General features: G+C 26.5%; 22 protein-coding genes. 13 read left to right on the top strand and 9 right to left on the bottom strand.

Going from position 1 to position 25460, the window contains the following annotated elements:
- The first annotated feature begins 140 nt into the window (after positions 1-140).
- On the top strand, positions 141-407 hold the full coding sequence (locus M2325_RS08150) for a DUF2098 family protein (RefSeq protein WP_209591643.1): 267 nt from the start codon (positions 141-143) through the stop codon (positions 405-407).
- 21 nt (positions 408-428) lie between these two features.
- Here M2325_RS08150 and M2325_RS08145 read toward each other — a convergent pair whose 3' ends face one another.
- The 3 genes from M2325_RS08145 to M2325_RS08135 all read right to left on the bottom strand — a co-directional run bounded on the left by M2325_RS08145 (position 429) and on the right by M2325_RS08135 (position 4048).
- Positions 429-1571, bottom strand: coding sequence for a TIGR03576 family pyridoxal phosphate-dependent enzyme (locus M2325_RS08145; RefSeq protein WP_209591642.1), 1143 nt, complete (start codon positions 1569-1571; stop codon positions 429-431).
- Positions 1572-1774: 203 nt separating this feature from the next.
- Positions 1775-2860, bottom strand: a complete 1086-nt coding sequence (locus M2325_RS08140) for a 2-oxoacid:acceptor oxidoreductase subunit alpha (RefSeq protein ID WP_209591641.1) — start codon at positions 2858-2860, stop codon at positions 1775-1777.
- A gap of 180 nt (positions 2861-3040) precedes the next feature.
- A complete protein-coding gene (locus tag M2325_RS08135; RefSeq protein WP_209591640.1) occupies positions 3041-4048 on the bottom strand; it encodes a potassium channel family protein in 1008 nt (335 codons plus the stop codon).
- Between the two features lie 253 nt (positions 4049-4301).
- Here M2325_RS08135 and M2325_RS08130 point away from each other — a divergent pair, with 253 nt between their 5' ends.
- The 3 genes from M2325_RS08130 to M2325_RS08120 all read left to right on the top strand — a co-directional run bounded on the left by M2325_RS08130 (position 4302) and on the right by M2325_RS08120 (position 9269).
- Entirely contained in the window at positions 4302-5864 is a 1563-nt protein-coding gene (locus tag M2325_RS08130; protein WP_259052638.1) for a nucleotide-binding protein, read from the top strand.
- Positions 5865-6143: 279 nt separating this feature from the next.
- Positions 6144-8189 (top strand): AAA family ATPase, encoded by a 2046-nt coding sequence (locus tag M2325_RS08125; protein ID WP_259052636.1) that lies wholly within the window; start codon positions 6144-6146, stop codon positions 8187-8189.
- 42 nt (positions 8190-8231) lie between these two features.
- On the top strand, positions 8232-9269 hold the full coding sequence (locus M2325_RS08120) for a transcriptional regulator (protein ID WP_259052634.1): 1038 nt from the start codon (positions 8232-8234) through the stop codon (positions 9267-9269).
- Between the two features lie 456 nt (positions 9270-9725).
- Here M2325_RS08120 and M2325_RS08115 read toward each other — a convergent pair whose 3' ends face one another.
- On the bottom strand, positions 9726-10223 hold the full coding sequence (locus M2325_RS08115; RefSeq protein ID WP_209632016.1) for a hypothetical protein: 498 nt from the start codon (positions 10221-10223) through the stop codon (positions 9726-9728).
- A 606-nt stretch (positions 10224-10829) separates the two neighbouring features.
- Between M2325_RS08115 and M2325_RS08110 the strand changes: the two genes are divergently transcribed.
- From M2325_RS08110 to M2325_RS08090, 5 genes are all read left to right on the top strand, one after another.
- Complete coding sequence (locus tag M2325_RS08110) at positions 10830-12053, top strand: AAA family ATPase (RefSeq protein ID WP_209591635.1); 1224 nt, start codon at positions 10830-10832, stop codon at positions 12051-12053.
- A gap of 144 nt (positions 12054-12197) precedes the next feature.
- Positions 12198-13133: a GTP cyclohydrolase MptA gene (gene mptA, locus M2325_RS08105; protein WP_209591634.1), complete on the top strand. Its 936-nt coding sequence runs from the start codon at positions 12198-12200 to the stop codon at positions 13131-13133.
- A 171-nt stretch (positions 13134-13304) separates the two neighbouring features.
- Entirely contained in the window at positions 13305-14414 is a 1110-nt protein-coding gene (locus tag M2325_RS08100; protein ID WP_259052631.1) for an ATP-grasp domain-containing protein, read from the top strand.
- A gap of 11 nt (positions 14415-14425) precedes the next feature.
- Positions 14426-14977, top strand: a complete 552-nt coding sequence (tfe, locus tag M2325_RS08095) for a transcription factor E (RefSeq protein ID WP_209591632.1) — start codon at positions 14426-14428, stop codon at positions 14975-14977.
- A 203-nt stretch (positions 14978-15180) separates the two neighbouring features.
- Positions 15181-15693 (top strand): HD domain-containing protein, encoded by a 513-nt coding sequence (locus M2325_RS08090; RefSeq protein WP_259052640.1) that lies wholly within the window; start codon positions 15181-15183, stop codon positions 15691-15693.
- A gap of 25 nt (positions 15694-15718) precedes the next feature.
- Here the strand turns inward: M2325_RS08090 and M2325_RS08085 are convergent, their stop codons facing one another.
- The 5 genes from M2325_RS08085 to M2325_RS08065 are packed head-to-tail and all read right to left on the bottom strand — an operon-like array spanning position 15719 to position 20629.
- On the bottom strand, positions 15719-16603 hold the full coding sequence (locus tag M2325_RS08085) for a type II secretion system F family protein (protein WP_209591630.1): 885 nt from the start codon (positions 16601-16603) through the stop codon (positions 15719-15721).
- Between the two features lie 8 nt (positions 16604-16611).
- On the bottom strand, positions 16612-17676 hold the full coding sequence (locus M2325_RS08080; protein WP_259052629.1) for a type II secretion system F family protein: 1065 nt from the start codon (positions 17674-17676) through the stop codon (positions 16612-16614).
- Between the two features lie 8 nt (positions 17677-17684).
- Positions 17685-19301 carry a type II/IV secretion system ATPase subunit gene (locus M2325_RS08075; protein WP_209591628.1) on the bottom strand — a complete coding sequence of 539 codons (1617 nt, stop codon included), beginning with the start codon at positions 19299-19301 and terminating at the stop codon, positions 17685-17687.
- Between the two features lie 18 nt (positions 19302-19319).
- On the bottom strand, positions 19320-20333 hold the full coding sequence (locus M2325_RS08070) for a transcription initiation factor IIB (RefSeq protein ID WP_013180774.1): 1014 nt from the start codon (positions 20331-20333) through the stop codon (positions 19320-19322).
- A gap of 11 nt (positions 20334-20344) precedes the next feature.
- Complete coding sequence (locus tag M2325_RS08065) at positions 20345-20629, bottom strand: Gar1/Naf1 family protein (RefSeq protein WP_310572600.1); 285 nt, start codon at positions 20627-20629, stop codon at positions 20345-20347.
- A gap of 424 nt (positions 20630-21053) precedes the next feature.
- On the opposite strand from M2325_RS08065, the gene fni reads away from it, so the two are divergent.
- From fni to M2325_RS08045, 4 genes are all read left to right on the top strand, one after another.
- Complete coding sequence (fni, locus tag M2325_RS08060; protein WP_209591626.1) at positions 21054-22115, top strand: type 2 isopentenyl-diphosphate Delta-isomerase; 1062 nt, start codon at positions 21054-21056, stop codon at positions 22113-22115.
- 200 nt (positions 22116-22315) lie between these two features.
- Positions 22316-23662, top strand: coding sequence for an RNase J family beta-CASP ribonuclease (locus M2325_RS08055; protein WP_209591625.1), 1347 nt, complete (start codon positions 22316-22318; stop codon positions 23660-23662).
- 191 nt (positions 23663-23853) lie between these two features.
- On the top strand, positions 23854-24804 hold the full coding sequence (locus M2325_RS08050; RefSeq protein ID WP_209632014.1) for a polyprenyl synthetase family protein: 951 nt from the start codon (positions 23854-23856) through the stop codon (positions 24802-24804).
- Positions 24805-24953: 149 nt separating this feature from the next.
- Positions 24954-25436, top strand: coding sequence for a DUF2118 domain-containing protein (locus tag M2325_RS08045; RefSeq protein ID WP_209591623.1), 483 nt, complete (start codon positions 24954-24956; stop codon positions 25434-25436).
- The last annotated feature ends 24 nt before the right edge of the window (positions 25437-25460 follow it).

Raw genomic sequence — 25460 nt, 5'->3', positions numbered from 1 at the left:
GAGGATTATATAGGTATATATTTTTAATAACTGTTATTTTTACATTATTAGAATTTAGTAAAATAATAACAAAATCTAATGTAAAATTACAAATAATATATTCGATATAATAATATCAGGAAAAAATAAGTGGTGATTGTATGCCATATGATAAAAATGGAAAAAATATCGAAATTGGAAATTTTGCAAGATATATAAATACTGGTACTGAAGGTGTTGTAAAAGATTTTAAAAATATAAATAATGAAAAATTGATAGTTTTAGATAATAATTTAGCATATAAACCCAGTTTAATCGAAATTGTTCAAAATATAACTCAAAAAAACAATAGTAAAAAAATAGAAATTAAAGACGATGAAATAAATTTAAGTAATTCAGAAGATATTGATTCTTGTGGCGCTGGTTAATTTATAAAATATATAATTTTTTTATTCACTATTTTTCTTATTAATTAATGAAATTAAGGCATTTAGTATAGAATTTTTAATATAATTATCAGAAACTCTATCTGCATCTTTAGATGTAAAATCAAATCTTAAGGTCTTACTTGCGTCAGGCATTCCTAAAGTAGTTATGGTTATTATCCTATAATTATTCAATAAATCCAAAGCCACTTCGTAACTCTCTTTTGAATCCATATTTATCATAAAACCAGTTGGTGTTTTTTCAAAAGATAAGAAATCATATTCATTTAATTCGTCGAAATTAAAATTAATTGCTCTTTGTTGTGCTTTTTTAATACGTTCAAAGCTAAAATTTTTTAAAGTATATACCATTGCTGCTAAAATTGGCGCTTGAGCTTCTAATCCGTATTTTAAGCCTTCAGAATATATTTCATTTATTAATTCTTTATTGCCCGCCAATAAACCTGCTCTAGGTCCATTCATTAATTTATCCATACTTGTAACGACTAAATCAGCACCCATATTTAATGCAGTTTGTTGGCCATTTAACAAACGTATCCTTGCACCTGAGGCGTCGTCAAATAAAACTTTAATGTCTTTAGAATGGCAATATTCAATTAATTTTTTAGCATTTTCAAAATCTACAATTTTATGGTTCATTGTAGAGCCAGTTATTATTAAAAATTTATTGATATCGATTAAAGATATTATTTCATCAAAATTGTCACTTTCATAATAAGGAATATCTAAAATATTACAGCTTTTAGGTATTGAAGGGTGGGATGGTTTTTCAGGTACATAATGCAATATCTGAGTTATATTTTTACTTTTTAACATTATTATTGTAGCTAAAAGTGCTGAAGAAGTCCTATTGAATCCCACTGCTTTTTCATATTTACAATATTCTTCCAAAGATTCCAATTTATTTTTAATATCAGAATCTTCTGTAAAGTCGTCGTGTAAATATAGTAACCCATGTCTGTTCAATTTTTCAGTAAATATTGCAGGTCCAGTGTAAGTTTCTAGAAAGTCTAAATTTTTATCTTCAATGTAAAAACCACCAGTTAAGCCTGTTAAATCATATATGTTATCCCTACCATGTTTTTTTAAATTATTCCTTAGAATTTCCCTTGTTTTTACGATTCTCTCAAATTCTAAATCCTTCAAAATATCCCTCGAATAAAAATATAATATAAAATATAGTATAATTAAAATATAGTACAAAATGAATATAATAATTATTATATCCGATATATAATTATATGTTTAAGTATTTTTCAGAATAATATTTGAAAATTAATACCTTAAAAATTAAAATATGTTAAAAATAAAAAATAAAAATGAATATAAAATAAATATAAAAGACTAAATTAAATATATTCCTTCAATTCTTCTGGTTTATGTAATTCGCCACCTATTTTACCAATTAATTTAACTTCACAATTTGCGTATTTCATAACTTCACCCACAACTTGCCCTAAGTTCATTTCTGGAACCAATATTTTTGAAGCTTTTAAATTTTTAATCAAGTCGTCAGGGAATGGAAATACAGTTTTCAATCTTATATATCCTACATCTTTTCCTTCAGCCATTAAAGAATCTACAGTATATTTAACAGTTCTTGAAGGAGTTCCATAACATACAAATATAGTTTCTGCGTCGATATTTTTTGATTCATATAATATAATATCGTCTTTATTTTCTAATATTTTATTAGATAATCTTCTCACTAATTTATCATGTGTTTCAGCAGAAACGTCAGGATATCCTTTTTCATTATGTGTTAAACCAGTTACTGCAGTTTTGTAGCCCTCTCCAAAAACTGGCATGGTTGGTACCATATTGTCATTTTCATTATTTGAATCATTATTTTTTGGAGTTACTCTATCGACTATTTTAATATCATCATGCAATACTACTTTTTCACGCATATGCCCCAATATTTCATCAGCCATTACAAAAACAGGTGTTCTGTACTTTTCGGAATAGTTAAAGGCTAATATTGTAAAATCATACATTTCTTGTACAGAACTTGGCACTAAAACTATAGGTTGGTAGTCACCATGACTTCCCCATTTTGTTTGCATTATATCTGCTTGAGATGCAGCAGTTGGTTGTCCTGTTGAAGGACCTCCACGTTGCACGTTTACCAAAACACAAGGTGTTTCAGTCATAAAAGCATAGCCTATATTTTCTTGCATTAAGCTAATGCCTGGTCCACTTGTAGCAGTCATTGATTTACTACCTGCCCAACTTGCACCAATTATGGAAGCCATACTTGCTATTTCATCTTCCATTTGACAATAATAACCGCCCAATTTAGGTAATTTTTTTGCCATTCCTTCTGCAATTTCTGTTGAAGGAGTTATTGGATAACCGCCAAAAAACATACATCCTGCTTTTAAAGCTCCTTCCACACAAGCCATATTTCCTTGTATAAATTCAGTTTTCATCATATCACCAGTATCTTAATAGTGAAAAAATAAGTTTAAATTTTATATTATTTGAGTATTATATGTTATATCAATATATTATATATTATTAATCTTAATATTTTAAGTTTCAAGTAAATTACTATTGTAAATTAATAAAATATATTATTAAAAAATATAAAAAAATATAAAAAATCGATTATTTTAATTAATATATTGTTCAAAACTTTCAAGTTGGTCATATGTACCAAAAACATAGATTTGATCTTCTATATGTAATATTGTATCTTTGGATGGATTAACACTCAAAGATCCGTTTTTTGATTTAATACCGATTACTGAAACGTTGTAATTAATATGATTCAATAATTCAAAAATTGACATTCCTTCGTATTTTTTTGAAATATTATATTTTCTAAGGTCTATATCTTCATTATATTCATAATTGGCTATAGACATGAATGTGGAAAAAAAATCCAAAACATCCGGCTTTATAGCTAATTCCGCTAAACGCATACCTCCTATCATATATGGGGAAACAACCTTATCGGCGCCTGCAATTAGTAATTTATCCATTGAAACTGTTTCTTCAGCCTTGGAAACTACGTGTATATTAGGATTTAATCTTTTTGCAGATAGTGTGACAAATACATTATCAGAATCTTTAGGCATTGCTGAAATTAAGGTCTTTGCATTTTTAATATTTGCTTCAATTAAACATTCATCCAGGGTGGCATCTCCACAAATATAGTTAAAATCAGGGTTTTTTTCAAACTCCGAAACTAAATTTTCTTCACTTAAGTCCAAAACCACGAAATCAGTGCCTCTTTTAGCCAATCTATTCGCAACAACTTTTCCAATCCTACCATAACCACATAATATATAATGTTCATCCATATTTTTAATTCTGTTTTTCATAATTCTCATCCTATTTGCTTTTCTAAAATAACCTTCTACAAATAATTGTAAAGTACTCCCAAATGTAAAAATTCCGACGCTCGTACCTGTTAATGCCAATAATATCGCAGTTAATTTTCCGAAGTCGTTAGTAGGGTGAATTTCACCATAACCTATTGTAAACATTGTAATTATTGTTAAATAAAATGAATCGAACAACGTAAGATTTTCAAAATATGAAAATGAGATTGAAAAGAACACAACGATACAAAACATTACTATAAGACCTATTTCTATCTTTTTTATAGGTTCCATAATATCACTTCTTTGAATTGATTATTTGTGACATTCCATATACAAATACTAAAAGATAATTTACTAATTCGTTTTTTTAGATATATTCTAATATGTAAATAATATAATATTAAAAATATATCCGATTACAATCATATAAATATTTCAACTCTATAATATATAATAAAATAACATTTAATAATTATGAAAACTACAATATTATATATTTATTTAATAATATTAAAGTTAATTTTAATAAAATGGTTGTGATGTTATGGAAATCGGATTATTGAGTGTTAAAAATACGTTGCCTTTTTTTGAAAATTTTGGAAATTTACCCACTAAATTGATATCAGAATCTAATATAAATGATATTAAAGACTTGGATTTGTTTATAATACCAGGGGGTAGTTTAATAGAGTGTAATAATTTACTAAATAATGAAGGATTTAAAAATACAATATCTAATTTTAACGGTTATGTGTTGGGTATATGTAGTGGGTTTCAGTTATTAGCTAATACAATAGATATAGGTAGAAAAAGCCAAATCCCTATTTTAAAAAAAGGATTGGGCTTGTTAGATGTGAATATATCTCCATTGATATGTACTGACAGAGTTAAATTTAAAATAGAAAATAACACAGTATTTAATAGTAAAAAAATAAATGATGATGGCGAAAAAAAGTCAGAAACTTATAATAATAAATTATATGAAGGATTTCATTGTCACACATACGGTCATATTACTATCGAAAACTCAAAAGTATTTACTAAATCATTTGTTAATAAATTAAACTATAAAATGCTTGATAAATCTAATGAGTTAATTTCTGGAGCATTTAATGAAAAAATATATGGTACTATGATACATGACTTTTTAGATAATGAATATATAAAAAATTCATTTTTAAATAATTTTAAAGTTAAAGAAGATGAATTAGAAGAAATATTAATCAAAAATCAAAATTTAAAATCAAAATTTAAAAAATATAGATATGATGAAAAAATAAACCCTGAAAACAATAAAAAAAATACAAATACTGGGAAAAAAGGAATAATATTATTAGGTACCGGTTCTGAAAGTGGAAAAACGTTTATAACAACTAGTATTGCAGGTAAATTATCTAAAAAAGGATATAAAGTATTTTCTGCCAAAATAGGTCCTGATGTAAGAGATATAGTGCCATCACTATATATTACAAACGAAACTATGACAAAATATAATAGTATTAAAATATATGATAGAGGCTGGTCAACGATTGATGAATTTAAAAAATATATTGAATCTTCAGATTATGATTATTATATAATTGAAGGTGTGATGGGTGCATTTACAGGGTGTTTAAATAAAGTAGGATATAGTAGTGCAGAAATAGCCAAATTATTAAATATACCCACATATATCATTTCTTCATGTAGTAAAAGTGGTATAGAAGGTTCATATATTGAATCATTGATTTATTATTCTTTATTAAAGGATATAGGCGTTGATGTAAAAGGAATTATTTTAAATAAAATATATAATGATAGAATAGTCGAAAAAGTCAAAAATATAAGTGATAAATCAGATATTAAAATAATACCTATTAAAAAAGCAAAACAAAATATAAATATTAAAAATAGGGGATTAATGCCTGAAGTAGAAATAGATTATGATTTATTCTGTAATTTAGCTCTTGATTTAGATATTGATATTGAATTACTAGATATGGGTATTAATAACAAAAATATACGTATTGAAGATATTGAAGGATATTTTAAAAATCCCGAAGACACGTCATATATTGAAGAAAAATTAATAAATTTAACCTTAAAATTAAATTATAAAAGTAATTAAAATTAACTAAAAATTACCTACTAATAAGATAATTTATTAATATAATATACAACTTGCATATAACTCGAAAACTCAAAAGTCAAATAAAGATATAATTACTATTATAATATAATCTTAATAATTATAAATTTTATTTTTTAATAATTAATACATTGATATATTATGTTAGTAAATACATAATTATAAATGTGAATAAAATATTAGATTTATTTTAGATGATATATAGTTTTAAATTATTACTATGTTGGTTACTATATAAAATAAATTACTGGTGAATTAATGAATTCAGAAATACTATCAAAAGAAATAGAGTCTTTAAAAAATAACAAAAGCAATTTGAAAGATTATTTTAGATATAAATATAGTAATGATATAATTTATGATAAAAATAATGTTTTAATCGATTTAGAAGACTTGCAGAAAAACGGTTTTTTTAAAGAAATAGATTTAATGGAAAGTAATCCTAAAGAGGTCTTAAGTATTATTCGTGACGCTTATCTAGATGCATACGAATCTTTAAAGACCGTTAGAAAAGATATTAATATAGTACCATACCATGTACCAGAATCCATTAATAAAAATAATAAGAACAAACCAGTTACTATTGAAGATATTAAAAGTAATAAATTAGGAAAATTGGTTGAATTTGAAGGCGTAATAACAGTGTCTACAAAAATAAAATCAGCCTTGAAAAAAGCAAAATTTATATGCCCTAAATGTGGCAATATTATAAATACCAATATAGAAAATCCATTTGAAGGATATATAGAACCAATGTGTAGTAATAAGAATTGTGGAGAATTAATGAATTTAAATGAGGAGAATTCAGAATATATTGACTATCAGGAATTAAAAATTCAGCAACCTTTAGATTTAATGGAAGATCCTGAAGAACCACCAAAATATATAACCGTTTTATTGGAAAATTCACCGGGTATTTATTGTGGTCGAGTAAAAATAACAGGGATTCCAGTTAAATCTCAAAAGAATAAAAAGATACCAATATATGACATAATCGTAAAAGGATTAAATTGCGAAATTATAGATAATAAATTAGAAGCAATTCTCACTGAAGAAGATATTGAAAAAATTGAAAGAGTAAGTAAGAATAAAGATGTAATAAATATATTATCCGAAAGACTAATTCCTGAAATTAAAGGATACTCTACAATTAAAAAAGCCATATTATTACAACAGATAAAAGGCGTAAAAAAAGGAAGTAAAAGAGCCGATAGTCATGTTTTATTAATAACAGACCCAGGTATTGGTAAATCAGTTATGTTAAGGAAAATAGCAGAAATACCTGGTAATGTATACGGTTCTGCCACTACTGCATCAGGTGTTGGTTTAACTGCTGCAGTTGTACGGGAAAAAACAGAAATAGGCGACGATACATGGGTTATAAAACCAGGTCTTTTAGTTAAAGCAAATAAAGGCACTGCATGTATTGATGAGTTAACAGTGAATAGGGATTTGCAAAGTTATGTTTTAGAAGCCATGGAAAGCCAAACGATACATATCAACAAAGGTGGTATAAACACAAAATTATCATCAGAATGTAGTATTCTTGCGGCTTGTAACCCTAAATGGGGTAGGTTTGATAATAATGAAGCAGTTTCTGAACAGATTAACATTCCTGCACCTATGTTAAGTAGATTCGATTTGATATTCCCCTTAAAAGACGAACCAGACCGTGCAAGGGATAAAGAAATTGGAAAACATATTATAAATATACATAAAGCATTTTTAGACAAGAATATAAAACAAAATATGAAATTAGATAATATAATAATTGATGATGTATTAATTGACAATGATTTTATAATAAAATATATTATATATGCTAGACAAAAAAAACCAATAATTTCAGAAGATGCGGAAAATATTCTTGTAGAATACTATACAAACATGAGAAAAAGCTCTGTTCAAATTACTGCTAGACAATTAGAAGCTACAATTAGAATTGCAGAGGCTCATGCCAAAGCAAGACTTCATGACGAAGTTGAGGAGCTAGATGCAGTAGAAGCTATCAATATAATTACAGAATCTTTAAAAGAGATAGCTTATGACCCAGAAACTAATTCATTTGATATTGGTAAGGTAACAGGAGTATCTAAAAAAGATGTAAATTATATGAAATCAGTATATAATATAATAAAAAATCTTTCAAATGAATTAGATACAGAATTGGTAATTTATGAAGATATTGTAGAAAGAGCAAATAAGGAAACTATTGACGAAAATCAAGTTAAAATAGCTTTGAAAAAATTAAAGCAAGTCGGTGACATATACGAGCCGAAAAACAGAAAGTACAGAATTATGTAATAAAACATGATTTTTGTATTTTAAATATAAACTGGGGTTATTATGAAACTAATAAAAAATTATCCTAAAACATATGACAATGGCAGCCTATGGATTCAACCGGCGAATCATTCAACAATTTTACCATATGATAATTGTTTTGAATTCCATTACATAAATAAAACCCCGATAATTAGAATATTAGGTAGTCCATCAGTATCTAAAATGATACGTAATATACTAAACTCAATATCTAATAAATTTGCATATGGAAAAAAAGACGTAGACCATATGCAAAATATATTTACATATATAAATAAAGAATACAGGATAGGTAAGAATTACAATAAAGCTAAAATAGGATGGTATAGAGTAATTGGAGATATATTTGAAGATTTAAAAAATAAGAAATTTGAAAAGGTAATTTTTAAATTAAATACTTTACTCAAAAGTATAAAACCATTGATTGTAATTGATACAAATAATACATATGCTTGGAATTATAGCCACTCATTTAAAAGATTTGTAAAATGGTTAAATGAAGATTTTACAGTAATAATAAGGACGCCATTTAAAAATTTAAAAAATATTCAAAATAATTTTCCAGATTCACAAATAAACAACTGTGCTTCAGTTATAAATTATGCTAAAAATTCAGGTATTTTAATAAAAAATTGTAAAGTGGCAGAACGTATCATAAATATATCCAAAGGTAATATAGATGCAATAGATATTATATTAAAAAACAGTAAACGAGAATTAAAAACATTAAGAGATTTAAAAATACCTTGGAAGAAAATAGCTTATCAAACCATTCCTAATAAATTAAAAGAATTATATAATAAATGTAATAACTTAAAAAAGTTTAAAATACAAGATATATTACAAATAACACCTGAATATACCAAATCCACATTATATAAATATTTAAGTGAATTATGTGATTTAGGTATTCTAACAAAAAATAAGTTTAAAAAATCTATAATATATAAATTAAGGGTTAATAAATTATTATTTAATAAAATAAGTCAATATACTAACTATGTTAGATTATATACTGATATATATTTAAGAAAAACCATATATAACAATGAAATATGAAAATAGGTTTTTACAAAACTTTTTCAACTGTTTTAAAAGGATAGCGAATGCTATATTGTTTTTCAATTTTCGGGTTTTCGGATATGATGTATGTATGAGTACTAACTTAAAAAATTTTAAAATTCCTTCAGTGATTTGGTGTATTTTATTATATTTTTTAACTATTTCTATTATTATTATACATATGCTCTATAATAGTAAATAATAATAATATATAATATAATATTATATATAATCATGAATAATACTCCATAATATAAATAAAATGATTTAAAATACAAGGAAGCATGTTATATAATATATAGAGTATATAATATCATCATAATCCTTTTAAAACATATTATATTAAAAAATAAGAGCTTTAATTAAAATAAATAAAAATTACAAAATGTTTAAAAAAGTTAAATGGTATTTTCAATAGGTATTATATATATAAGCATTTAGAAAACCCGAAAACTACTTTTCATTTAATAAAAGCTTTAACTCTAAAATATGTTCGCAATTTTTGGATTGACATGTTATACACCAATATTCATCGCCAGGTAATTCATATATTTCATAATCATTTAAATATTTTTTAAAATGTATTTTATACGTTTTAGAACCATATTTATCAGTATTTTCAATAAAACTATTTATATTTTTATTATTTATATTATAATCTTTGTTTTTTATGTTTAATTCATATTTATACTGTTTTTTACTAATAATATCTTCTAAAATATCTATATATTTATTATTTATATTATAAACTTTCGTTTTGTTTTCCATATTATAATAAACTACTCCAAAGCTATTTAATAAGCATAAATACTGACACACGAAGCCTTTTGACAATTTTGTAACACCATGTATTTTAGATATGCTACTATTTTTATGGTTCATTAAATATTTTATTAAAATATACCTTTGTTTGGTATTTATTTTTTTATCAATACTGGTTTTTATATCCATATTTATACCTTTATATTCTACAAATCTGTTTAATATTATTTTCTTTAATTATATATTGTTTGTATATTTATTAATGATATAATTCATAATATTGAAATTATTATTTATATATAATATAGTATTACGATAATTGTTATTAAATTATTGCTTATTTTATTATTTATATTAATATTTATATTTATTATTTATTATAAAGTAATTAAATACGTTTATTATTTATTTTTATTATATTTTACGTATATTTTTACATTTATTAAGTATATTCACATTTATTATGATTTTTTTCTTTTAAAATCTTATTAAATATCCTTATTAAAATTATTTTTATTCTAAAAGAATATATTATATATTAATAATATAATAGTTAAACATATTTTTAATAAATACTATTAACCAAGAATATATTTTTATTAAGTTTTTTACAAAAAAACATTATATTCACAATATTTTATAAAACTATATTATTATTCACATTATAATATAGTATATATTGTATTATATAATATATTAATTTCTTTCGAAAATTCGAAACATATAAAAATATCCGATATTATATATTATATTCTTATGAAAATATAATTATGAATATTGTGTATTGGTGATTTTATGATAGACCCTATAGAATTTATACACAATGCATCATCTATATCTAAAAAATCAATGAATAGATTAAAATTAAAATCTAATCCATTCTCTGAAAAGCCCATACGTGGAAATACTAAATTTTTTGTGGGTAGAAATTCTGAATTATCGGAGATAGCAGATATTCTGGGTGCAGCTCAATATGGTAGTGTAGCTAATGCAGCAATAGTGGGGACTAAAGGTATTGGTAAAAGTTCTATATTGAATATTTTATATTATGCAGCAAAAAGACATGGTCATTGGATTGTACAATTGGAAGCTTCTCAAGTAACTGCAAGACAATTTTTAATTCAATTGATGCATAGTATTATTGGAGATAACTTATTCTCAGTAGATGGTACTTTATCTACAAATTATATGGAACATTCTAAAAAAATAATAGAGATATACAGACGTTTAAACACATATAGTGATAAAACACCTGTACATTATCCTCGTGAAAAAATTGAAAGGGATTTAAAATATTTATTACATAACGTTAAAGAAGAAGGTAAATTGTGTGTGATATTAGTTGATGAAGCCGACCAATTTGCAAAAAGAAGTTGTTTGGGATTGTTACAGTTTTTCCACTCATTTTTATATGAAGATGATATATTGGCATTTTTTGCAGGACCTCCAACTATGATGGAAGATTTAACTAAAATTTCACCTGCAATAAGAGATCGTATCCCTAAAGTTATTAATATGCCACCTTTGGATAAAGCAGAGGCACATGATTTAATATTAAGGCGTTTGGAAGATGTACATACTAGTGGAGCTTCAGAATATGATCCATTTACACCTGAAAGTATTGAAAAGATAATTGAAGAATGTGATGGCATCCCAAGACGTATTATAATGACTTGTTCTGAGGCAATATCTATTGGTTTAAAAAATAGTTCAACAACTGTGGATGAATCAATGGTAGAATCCGCTTTAAAAAAGTTAGGTATAAGTGTTGGTCATCAGATATTGAATCATTTAACACCTGCTCAATCTAAGATTGTAAGAGCTATGGCTGATTTAGGAGGTAGTTCCACAGTTACAGAACTTTCAGGTGTTTTAAATAACTCGCCAGGAACTATAGGTACTCATTTATCTGATATTTATGAAATGGGGTATGTATATAAAGAAAGAGATGGTTATAATGTATATTATACATTATCTAAAGAATTAAAAGATGTTTTAATTACTGAAAAAGATAATTAATTATACATACTTCTTTTTTTATATTTTATACGAGAATTCTATATTTTATAATTTTATAAAAATAATCCTAATCTCAAAGAGTATGTTTTATATTTGATAGAGTATAATATTTTAAATAATATTTTACATTTAGTCGGTGATTATATGTTATGTGACGTTCAGTCTAAAGAACCAGACATTAAAGTTTCACTTACTCGAGTGGGTGTTACTAATTTAAAGAAATTGGTTAAAATAAAAAGAGATCCTTCAAAGAGAGATGTAGTATTAGTACCTACTTTTGAAGTTTTTGTAGATTTACCCTCTAATCAAAAAGGTATACACATGTCTAGAAGCCCTGAAGTAATTGGGGAAGTTATTGAAAGAATATTATCTGAAGAAGAGATATATGGCGTCGAAGATTTATCTATTGAAATTGTCAAGCGTTTATTCGAAAAGCACGAATATGCAAATAGAGCTGAGGTTTTTTTAGTTAGTGATGATTATATTATGGAAGAAAAATCACCTGTTACTCATAAAAAATCCCAAGAAGTATGTAAAATAATGGCTCGTGCGTATGGTGTTAAAGAAGATGGCAAATTAATAATGAAGAAAATGGTCGGTGCTGAAGTTGTAGGTATTACTGCATGCCCTTGTGCACAAGATTTGTTAACTCAAAATGCCATAACTGAACTCAAAAAAAATGGATTTAACGATGAAGAAATTGTTAAAATATTAGATTCCGTTACAATTGCTACCCATAATCAAAGAGGTATTGGAACTATTATGGTGGAAGTGCCAGATAATTATGAAATAGGGATTTCTAAAATAATAGATATTATTAAATCTTCAATGAGTGGTGAAGTTTATGAGCTCTTAAAAAGAAGTGATGAAGCTTATGTGGTTCAATCTGCTCATAAAAATCCAAAATTTGTAGAAGATTGTGCTAGGGAAATGATAAAACGAGTTGTAGAAGAATTTACGGAATTGCCTGATAATGCAGAAATATTGATAAGACAAGTTAATAAGGAAAGTATCCATAGACATGATGCTTTTGCAGAAAGATTTTCCACAATGGAAGAGTTGAGAAATGAATTAATTTAATAAATTATTGTAGTTATTAAACTATCATTCTCTTTTTAAATTAATTGTTTTTATTTATATTTTTAATATTTTCAATATTTTCTTTAATAAATTATTAATATGATTACAGACATATATTTTGTTTACAAGAATAACGAATTTTATACAATTGTAATTATTATGGTAATAAATATGACTAAAATATTAGTAGTTGGTGTGAATACACGACCTGTGGTTAATTCTTTTAAAAAAATGGGTTTCGAAGTTTATTCTGTATCTTATTATAACCCAATTGATAATTATCCGGATAAATCCGAATATTTAGTAAATGACATGCAACATGGTAATTTTTACAGTAATTATTCTGAAGATAAATTATTAAGTCTTGCTAGTAGTTATGAGGATTTGGTGGATAATTATATTATATGTTCAGGGATTTTTGAATCGGAAAATTCCAAAATTCCAAAATGGGATACTATAGGTAACACACCTAAAAAAATAAATGAAATAAGTAACAAATATAATATTACAAAAACTCTTCAAAATTTAGGGTATAAAACACCCACATCTAAAAAAATAAATAATAAATACCAACTTGAAAAATTCATAGAGGAATTTGGTGAAGTTATACTGAAGCCAATATATGGCTGTGGTGGTGTTGGGGTAATATATATAAATAATAAAATGCTAAATATAGAATTCGATTTATTAAATAGATTGGATGTTAAATATCCCTTATTGGCGCAAGAGTATATTAATTCAGAATCATATAGTCTATCTTATATAAATTCTACTTATTTGGCTCTTAACAAGCAAATAATTTCAAGAAGTGATTTTGGAAATATGTATGTTGGAAATATTACGCCTTACAATCCAGAATTTATTTCAAAAGGATTTGAAACACAAATTACTCAATTTTCCGAATTAATTGAAATACTTGATTTAAAAGGTATGAATGGCTTTGATTTCATGGTTAAAGATGGTCAACCCCATATTATTGATTTAAATCCAAGAATACTAGGCACATATGAAACTTTGGAATTATCTTGTAATTATAATTTAGCAAAAGTTTTATTAGGTGCTGAGTGTCCAAAAATGAAAGAAGTTTATCATAAGAGAGTATTATTTGCTAATGAAGATTTTGTATTTGATAAAGATATTTTTAAAAAATTCTGTACTAATATTGATGATTATATTAAAGATTTACCGATGAATGGCGCACGTATTTCTAAAAACGAACCAATATGTACATTAATCTACCCTAAAGTGGATAAAGATTTAATTTCAGATGTTATTATTTAGAGGTGTATTTAATGAAATATGATAAAGATGATATGTATGTTATGTTAGAAAACCCATTAGTCCAACAAGTACTTTTTGAAGTAATGGATGAAGATATGATGGGTTTTGATGTATTATCTATTTTGATAGATTTAGGGGAAGTTACTGACGATGAGATATCCCGACAATTAGATGTAAAATTAAACAATATTCGTAAAATACTATATAGATTATATGAAGCAAGGTTGGTAAATTATAATAGGGAAAAAGACGAAGAAACAAACTGGTATACATACACGTGGATGCCTGCATTGGAGAAATTACCTGGATTAGTTAAGAAAAAAATGGAAAAATTGATTTCTACTTTAAAAGATCAATTATCTATGGAAGAGGATAATTTATTTTTCTACTGTCAAGAATGTGAAATAAAATTTACATTTGAAGATGCGATGGATAATTGTTTTAAATGTCCACAATGTGATGGTACTTTATACGAATATGATAATAATGAAGATATCTCAAATATTAAAAATCAAATAAATTATTTGGAAAAAGAATATACTTTGAACTCATTATTTAGTTAATTATATTAAATATATTTAATTAAATTATATCATCTTTATTTATTTTATAAATTTTAATATTATTTATTTTTTAATAATGTGATTATATGAAAAATTGTTTTGAAAAATATATTGAATCTAATAAAGAATCTAACGCCGAAATTGTTTCTTTTTTAATAAAATCTATCTCCGAAAATCCAGAGATTAAGGAAACATACGTATTTATTTTTGAACAACCTGATTTTATTAAATATTTAAATATATTGTCAAAAAATTGTCCTGATAATGTAGTATGTCATTGTATAGCAGTTTCGGCATATGCTTATGATTTTACAAAAACTCTAAAATGTAGTCATAATTTAGATTTGGATATTATAATATTGGGTGGGTTATTGCATGATATAGGACGTTGTAAATCACACGATATTAATCATGGTATTATTGGTGCAGGAATACTCAAAGATATGGGTTTGTTAAAAATAGCCAACATTGCGGAAACGCACATTGGTGCAGGTATTACTCTAGAAGAATCAAAATTATTAAATTTACCTCTTAAAAATTATATCCCTGTAACTTTAGAAGAAAAAATTATTGCAAATGTTGATAATTTAATCTTTGGGACAAAAAGAGTTTCCATTGATGAAGTAGTTCTTAAATTTAAAAAAAGAGAATGTTCTGAAGATGTAATTAAAAGAATTTTAAAACTATATAATGAATTAGATAATTTAAGAATTTAAAAATATTTATATTATTCTACTTTTTTTAAGTAAATATAATAATTGATAAATTATACACTAAATAGAATGCCAATATACCTAATGTCATACATACTGTAGACATTATAACCATTCTATTAAGTTTTATACCAAACATAGGAATTGCAACTAAAAATCCAAATATTCCAGTACCTATTTGTATAATTTCAATAGTTCTTGAAATCTGTTCTGGATGTACTGCAGTAGCTGTAGAGGAGATTGCAGATATTAAGTTTAAAAAACTACCGACCAATCCTGCAGTAGCTGGTATCATAATACATAATATAATGATACCCACTGATAAACCGTTCGAAGCAACGCTTAACAATTGATTTTTTAAATTTGTTAAATCTTCCAACGTTTTAGCTAATGTACTTAAACTTTCTGCTAAATTACCACCATATTTCCTATTTTCGATAATTAACCTACCCAATTGTTTAAATAATTTAGAATCTAGTGAATTTGAAACTATCAATACCGAATCTTCGAAACTTAGTTTTCTTTCACTCATTAATAATATTATTTTTGAGAATGCAATGTTAACTTCTTTAATATCACTATTTATAATTTCATTAATTGATTCTATAACAGAACGACCAGAATTCAGTGATAAAACCATAATATATAATGCTTTTGGTAAATTTTTTTCAAATTTATCTATTTTATTTTCATATAATATTGAAGGTATGACCATTAATGTAAACAAATACATGAATGTTAGTATTAAAGTACTTTTAATTGAGAAATTTAAAAATATTTTAAAAATCAATGGAATAAAAGATGTTAATAATATGGCAATTAGGAAATTTTTTTCTGTAATATTAAAACCTGATTTTTTCAGGATATATAAATTTCTTCGTACTGCATAATTATATAATTTTTCAAAATCCATATTACCCCTCATTCTATTTTCATCTTTATAAATATCCCAAATACTATAGTTGATAAAGGCCCTATTTTAAATAAAACTAATTCTACGGCATTTATAACTCCTTCATAACCTTGTTGACCACCTAATGAAGCTTGCAATAAACCTGCAAATGGTAATATCAAACCTGCACCGAATACTAAGTTTCCCAAGTTTCCTATTTGGAATTTTGCAGAATCTATTTTAGACATCGAAGACCTTACAATATCAGTATATAAATTTTCCAATAGTAATTGAGTTCCACCCTTGCTTGAGGATATTATAAGCTGAGAATATAATTCTTTCATTAGATTTACTTTAGTTCTAGCCCTGGCTCTTTCAAGGGCTCCTTCAAAACTATAACCGCCCGTATCAATATCTTTTATAATATTCCTAAATTCATAAGATGGTATACCATATTCTGGATTATCTGCAATATTTTTAATAGATTCTTGCACCAAAGCACCCGAATTTAACATTGAAATAATATGTAACAAGGTCATTAATATTTGAATTTTAATTTCTCCTTTAAACAATGTCAATTTAATTTTTGGATAAAATATACTACCTAACATAATTATTATAAAAAATGTGAGCCCATTTAGAACGCCACCTATAAAGTTCCCGAAAGCCGTTTCAAATACGATTAAAAATACTGAAACTATTATCGAAGTCATAATTGCTTTTAAAAAATATAATCTTTCGTCGTCAATACCTGCATATTGGTAATCACGACGAGATGGAAAAATCGATGTTTTAGTTACAAAGTCACTAAATGAACTTGCATAAGCACCCATGGCCCCTTGACTAGGTTTATCATATAGTAACTCATCTAAATTAATATCTAAATCGCTGGAATCTTCTTCAATATATGCTTCATAGAATTGAATTTCATCATCATCTTTTTTGGTATTTTCAAATATCTTTTTCAGATATTCCGACCTTTGAAGGGCATATTTATTTTTTTTAGAATTGTAATTAAATATATAATAAATCATATCTTTTATTTCATCTATTAATCCGGTTTCTTTGTGTTCTGAAACTGTCTTTTTTTTCATAATATACCTTATATCATTTTTAAGATAGATTCTGGATTTTCTTGATACTTTCTTACAATTTCACTAACTTTTTTAATATCTGATATATCATTATTAGCCATATAGTCTAATACTCTTTTTCTGTCCACTCGATCTGCTAATAATTCATCTCTAGTTATTCCTGTTATTTTACAAACTTCATCTTCCCACATACAAATACCTACTTTTTCAATTCCATCAGTGGCACCATTATATTTATATAGTTCTGTTTTGGTGATTTCATCACCTTGTCCACCGACTTCTACAACGCCAAGTATTCTTCGCACTGTTTTTTTATTTCTCTTTATACGTTGTTGGTTTATTATGAAGTTTATAGACGATAGCATTATTTTTGGAACATTCATAGGTGGATTTATTAACCTAATCATTGCTTCATCAGCACTGTTTGCGTGTAAAGTACCTGAACAACCATCATGACCTGTGTTCATAGCTACAAGTAATGAATGGGCTTCTGAACCCCTAACTTCACCCACATAGATACGATCTGGTCTCATCCTTAATGAGTTTTTAATTAAGTCATCCATAGTTATTTCGTAATTATCAATACCTGGTCTTCCAGGTCTTGTAATCATTTTTATAGTATGGTCTAAAGGTATTTGCAATTCTGGCGTATCTTCTATCGTAATTAATCTATCATTGTACATTGAAAACATAGAAACTACGTTAAGTGTTGTAGTTTTACCCGAACCCGTACCACCTACAATTAATGTATTTGCAGGTTTTGCACCAAAATACCCTTCAACTGCTTGCCAAATAAATGCCCCTAATTCTGAATCTATTGTATTATATTTAATTAAATTAATAATAGTTAGCGGATTTTTACTAAATTTACGAATAGTTAATGTATTACCCATTGTAGTTATGTCAGGAGTCGTGGCATTTACTCTGCTTCCATCAGGTAAATAAGCATCTAACATTGGTATTCTAGAATCTATACTCCTACCTGCCAAATATGCGATACTATCGATTACTCGGGCTAATTCTGATTTATCTAGTATAATATTTGTTTTACACATTTGGTATTTTCTATGGAATATATAAACAGGTATATCTACTCCATTTATCATTATTTCTTCTAATTCCGGGTCATTTATTAATATCTCTATTAAGCCTAATTTTCCAATTATTAGGTAGAAATATTGAGATATATAATGTATTTCAATATCTTTTATTTTTATATTATTTTTTAGAAAGTAATTTTTTAAATAACCTTGTATTTGACCTATACTATTTAATTCACTATCTGATAATTCAGTTTTTAATTCTTTAAGCATTTCAGGAGTTAATTTTGATAGTGCAGAGTTTATATAATTTATATTAGAGATATTGTACTTTTTAATTCCTTCTTTTTTTTCTATTGATACATTAAAATCTAATTTATCAATATTTATCAAATATTTATCAAGTAAGCTAGATTTTAAGTCGTCAATTGGGTTAAGTTTATTTAACCTGCTTGTATTTTTCTCACTAATTTTAATTCTATTGTTTGTACTATTTGTACTATTTGGACGAGGTTCAAATTTTTCTATAGTATTATCTTCAAATTTTTTATTTTCTTTTTTTTGAATCCTATCAAAAAGCCCCATTTTTTCACCCTTATTGGGTTATAATGTAACGTCAATATCTAAATGTTCTGTTAGTTCTTTGTATCTATTTCTTATTGTAACTTCAGTTACACCCGCTACGTCTGCAACTTCTCTCTGGGTTCTTCTAGTACCTTGCAAAACACTTGCAATATATATTGCCGCTGCAGCTACTCCTGTAGGTCCTCTACCACTAGTTAATCCTTTCTTACCAGCATCTTTTAATATAGATATGGCTTTTGATTCTACTTCTCCAGGTAATTTAAGTTCTGAAGCAAATCTAGGTACATAATCCACAGGATTTGTTGGTGCCAATCTGATATTTAATTCTCTAGATATGAATCTATAGGTTCTACCTATTTCTTTTCTATCTACTCTAGATACTTCAGCTATTTCATCTAACGTCCTAGGTACTTTACATCTTCTACATGCGGCATATAATGCTGCTGCAGCTACTCCTTCAATACTTCTTCCTCTAATCAATCCTTTTTCAACTGCTCCCCTATATAATACTGCTGCGTTTTCCCTTACGTTTCTTGGTAATCCTAATTTTGAAGCGATTCTATCTAATTCAGACAATGCAAATGCTAAGTTTCTTTCTGAAGCGTCTGAAACTCTAATTCTTCTCTGCCATTTCCTTAATCTATACAACTGTGCTCTTTTATCGGCGGAAATATCCTTACCATAACTATCTTTATTTCTCCAGTCAATAACTGTTGATAAACCTTTATCGTGGATTGTATAAGTCATAGGGGCCCCTACCCTACTTCTTTTAACACGTTGTTCATGGTCAAAGGCTCTCCATTCAGGTCCTACATCAAATAGATTTTGCTGTAAAACACAACCACAAACTTCACAAATTATTTCGGCTCTTTCGTAATCCTTTATAATATTTTTACTATTACATACGGGACAAATTAATTCTTCTTCTTTTTCAAGAATTACATTTTTATTTGAGTAATCTTCGGGGTTTACAATAGATATTTTCTTTTGTTCGAGCCTTTTTTTACTTTGGGTTATAGATTCAGTTTTCATAATAACACCACTTAATTCTTACGGGCTTTCTTATTCCGGTATGTTTTTTTTGAGTTATTTCTAGGTTTTATTGATACGTATTTATTTTTCAATGCTAACTCAGCTTTTGCATCATCATCAGGTATTATTTTAACATAAGGTCTAGTTATAGGGCCAAATATGTCGTATATGATGCCAATTTTTAAAAATTTTTTATTTTCTGTTATTCCTACTATCGATCCGATAGGAATCTGATTTTTACCAAGGCCTATTAATTTTCCTTTAGGTGTTTCATGCAGAAGTTCTATTTTTTCCAAAAATATTCCTCCAAAATAACCATTCATATATTTAATTTATTAAATTAATAAGTATTTTATTTAATTAATAATATATAGTTTGTACCTATTAATATATATATGTTTCGAAAACTTTATATAGAATATTAATGAAGGATTAAGGATTATATTAAGTTTTTTAAACTACATTATCAAAAGGTTTGATATTATAATGTTATTTTATAATATGAATATACAAAACAAGTGGATGTGTAATTAAAGACTAAAATATCCTTAAAAATATTATTAAATTAATATTATCATATTTATTAATTTAACTTTACATTATTTTTTATATTATTTTACACATATAATATGCTATTATTAAATTAATATTATATCGTATGTTTATAATCATATATTTGAATTTAGGTATTAAGGGATAATAATATATAGGTGGTAATAGATGAATAATTATGATATTGAATATAGAAAACTAGAACACTTAATAGTTTGTGAACATTGTAATGTAGAATATAAAAAAGGAACTCTCTTAAATAACGTGGAATTAGTTCATAATGGAGTATCTAAAAGCTCTCTAGACGATTTAGATACGTCCGTAGAGTTATTTGGAAAAAAATTAGATGCACCGATTATAGTCGCGGGAATAACCGGCGGACATGCAGTTGCAAAAGAAGTTAATAAAAACATTGCAATCGCAGTCGAAGAAATGAATTTAGGTATGGGATTAGGCTCTCAAAGAGCTGCTATCGCTAAAAAAGGATTGGAAAATACTTATTCGGTAGTACGAGAACATACTTCTTCACTTGTTATAGGAAATTTAGGTGCAGTTAATTTTACGAAGGATAATTGGAATTATGAGACTGTAAAAAAAGCAGTAGATATAATAGATGCAGACGCAATGGCCATACATTTTAATCCACTTCAAGAGGCAATACAACCCGAAGGGGATACGGATTTTAGGAATTTGGACTATTTATCTGATGTAATCAAAGATTATAAAAAATATTTTGGAAATATGCCTTTCATTGCAAAGCAAGTTGGCGAAGGTTTTTGTCAAAAAGATGGATTATATTTGGATAAATTAGGATTTGATGCCATAGATGTAGGTGGAAGTGGTGGTACTTCATGGTCTGCAGTTGAATATTATCGGGTAAAGGATTATGAACATAAACAATTGTCTGAAAAATATTTGGAATGGGGAATTCCTACCGCAGCTTCAATATTGGATGTTAGAAAATCATTTTCTAAACCATTAATCGCCACAGGCGGAATTAGGTCTGGTATAGATATCGCAAAATCTTTAGCTTTAGGTGCAAACTGTTGCGGTATTGCGCTACCAGTTTTAAAAGCAGCGATGAAATCCTCTGAAGAAGTTATTAAATTATTTGAAAGTTTAATCAAGGAACTTAAAATAGCTATGTTCTTAACAGGATGCAATAATATAAATGAACTAAATTCCGCAAGATATATTGTAAACGGAGAGTTAAAAAATTGGATTAATTAATAAAATTAATTAATAATTATCCATTTTTTAAATAAAGTTAAAATTATTAATATTTATAATAAACAATTCTATGTAATTATATTGTATTGATTTATAATATATTAAATATTATGAATTTTATATATTCATATTCATGATTGTATAATACAATAATCATATGTTCACTGCTATATCATTAGTGTCTCAAAGGATGTGATATTTTGCAATTGGAAGTAGTTGCCATAGGAGGCTATGAGGAAGTCGGTAGAAATATGACCGCAGTTAATATTGACGGAGAAATTATAATATTTGACATGGGCATTAGATTAGATAGGATAATGATTCATGAAGATACCGATATTTCAAAGATGCATAGCTTAAATTTGATTGAAATGGGTGTTATACCTGACGATACGGTAATGAAAAATATCGAAGGAGAAGTTAAAGCAATAGTATTAACTCACGGACATTTAGACCACATCGGTGCAGTAACGAAATTAGCACATAGGTACAATGCTCCAGTTATTGGAACTCCATACACCTTAGAATTAGTTAAAAGGGAAATATTAAGCGAAAAAAAATTCGATGTTAGAAATCCATTAATAACATTAGAAAATGGTAATAAATTAGAAATTACACCTAATATAACATTAGAATTTGTGAAAGTAACTCACAGTATACCTGATTCCACAATGGCAGTATTACACACACCATATGGTGCAGTAGTATATGCTAATGACTTTAAATTTGATAATTTCCCAGTAGTTGGGGAAAAACCAGATTACAAAGCTATTAAAAAAGTTGGAAAACAAGGCGTAGTTGCAATGATTTCAGAAAGTACTCGTGTAGGTTATGAAGGAAAAACTCCTTCTGAAGGTGTAGCAGCTAGTTTATTGAAAAATGACTTATTAGGTACTGATAATGATAAAAATGCAGTTGTTGTAACTACATTTTCTTCACACATTGCCAGGATTAAATCTATAACTGATGCAGCAGTTAAAATGGGTAGAACACCTGTTTTAGTGGGTAGGTCAATGGCAAAATACTGTGGTATCGCTCAAGATATTGGTATTGTAAAATTCCCAAAGGAAACTAAAATATGTTGGGATCCTTCTTCAATAGATAAGACTTTCAACACAATTATGAAAGAAGGTAAAGAAAATTATTTAATGATTGTAACTGGTCACCAAGGTGAAGAAGGTGCGGTTTTATCAAGAATGGTTACTAATAAAACACCTTTTAAATTTGAAAAATATGACCAAGTTGTATTTTCAGCAGACGTGATTCCTAACCCTATGAATTCAGCACAAAGGTACCTTTTAGAAGCTCGCTTGAAACTTTCTGGCGTTAGACTTTTCAAAGGTGCACACGTATCTGGTCACGCTGCTAAAGAAGATCACAGAGACATACTAAGATGGTTAAACCCAGAACATTTGATTCCATCACACGGTGACTTCAACTTGACTTCTGAATATGCTAAATTAGCTGAAGAAGAGGGTTATAGATTGGGTGACGATGTTCACTTACTTAGAAATGGTCAAAGTTTGAAATTTGAAAGAGTAATTTAATTATTTCATTAATACCATTTTATATGTTAGTTAAAATATTTAATGAATAAAATAATATTTTAATTAATTTTATTTCATATTTGATATTATTATATTGTTTGTAAAGATTATACTTTGTTTAGGTTTATATGAATCATTTATCACATTGTTTAATAATATTAATAAGATATTCTTCTTATTAGAGGTGCAATATGTTTAATGAAGAAATTTTAAGTAATATGTCTAAAGAGCTTGAAAAATATTTTGAAAAGGATTCTAATTTATATAACGCGTCAAAACACCTATTATTGGCAGGTGGTAAGAGAATAAGACCTTATTTATCGATAATGGCTTATAATCTTAAAAAAGATGACTTAGAAACCATAATGGCTCCAGCTTTGTCGGTAGAGTTAATACATAATTATACGTTGGTGCATGACGATATAATGGATAATGATGATGAACGTAGAGGTAAGCCTACAGTTCATAAGGTTTATGGTGAGCCTATTGCAATATTGGCGGGCGACTTATTATATGCAAAGGCATTTGAGGCTTTATCAACTATTGAAGATAGTGTAAAAGCTCATAAGGTTTTAAAAGTGTTATCCAAAGCATGTGTTGAAGTTTGTGAAGGTCAAACTGATGACATGGAATTTGAAGACAAATTACCATCAATGGATCAATATATGGATATGATATCCAAAAAAACAGGTGCTTTAATTGAGGCACCTATTTTAATCGGTGCAATAATGGCAGATTGTACAGAGGAAGAAACAGAGGCTCTTTATCAATATTCTAAAAGAATCGGTATTAACTTCCAAATACAAGATGATATTTTAGATTTAATAGGGGATCAAAAAACAATTGGAAAACCAGTAGGTAGTGATATATTAAGTGGTAAGAAAACCATGATGGTAATTCATGCCTTAGATACACTTTCAGAAGATAATAAAGAAAGATTATTGCAAATATTAGGTAATGAAAATGCAAGCAGTGAAGAAGTAGCTGAAGCAATTAAAATATTAGGCAATTCAATAAACTATGCTAAAAATTTAATGAATGAATCAACAGTGGAAGCTAAGGAATTCTTAAAGATATTTGACGAAAATAAAAGAAAACCTTTGGAAGATATTGCAGATTTCATCGTTTCAAGAATTAAATAGGCTTATTTTATATTAATTTAAAATTAGCTCTTTTAATATTATTTATTTTTAAAATATATTTGCCATACAATTTTATTTTAATTAATTTAGTTAATTTAGTTAATTTAATTATTTTATTTATTTTTTATAAAAATTAAAATGTGATACTTGTGAAAATTTCCAAAATATATGTTGAAAATGAAATAAATGATAAAAATAAATCTGAAGAAAAAATAGTCATATCTGAAAATCAAATTATATTTTTAAATGCTGAAGAAGATATTAATAATTATAAAAATGAGTATAAAATATTTTATAAAGTTAGATATGATGATATAAGAGATTATATAGATAACGATGTTTTAAAAAAAGACATATTTGTGAAATATCCTGGAAACCATACTTTTACCTATATTAAAGCAGGTACTTTCGTGACTTGCGTTGTAGCAGACTCTAAAACTACCTATCCTGTATTGGAAGCAGGTAGTACGGTATTACAAGATGGTATATTGGCGACACTAAAAAGTAAAAAAGGAGTTATCCGATATTTAAAAAGTCCAGTTTCGGGAACTTTATTTTTTATGAATGAATTATTTGAAGGAGATAGAAGCATCTATATTTTTGCAATTGTAGAAAATTTCGAAAATTTATAAATTAATCCACAATATTTAATATTA

The organism is Methanococcus voltae PS, assembly GCF_024807035.1.
Classification (GTDB): domain Archaea; phylum AGJL01; class Methanococci; order Methanococcales; family Methanococcaceae; genus Methanococcus; species Methanococcus voltae.
The sequence above is the reverse complement of the archived record's forward strand: the minus strand, read 5'-3'. Positions and strand labels throughout refer to the sequence as shown.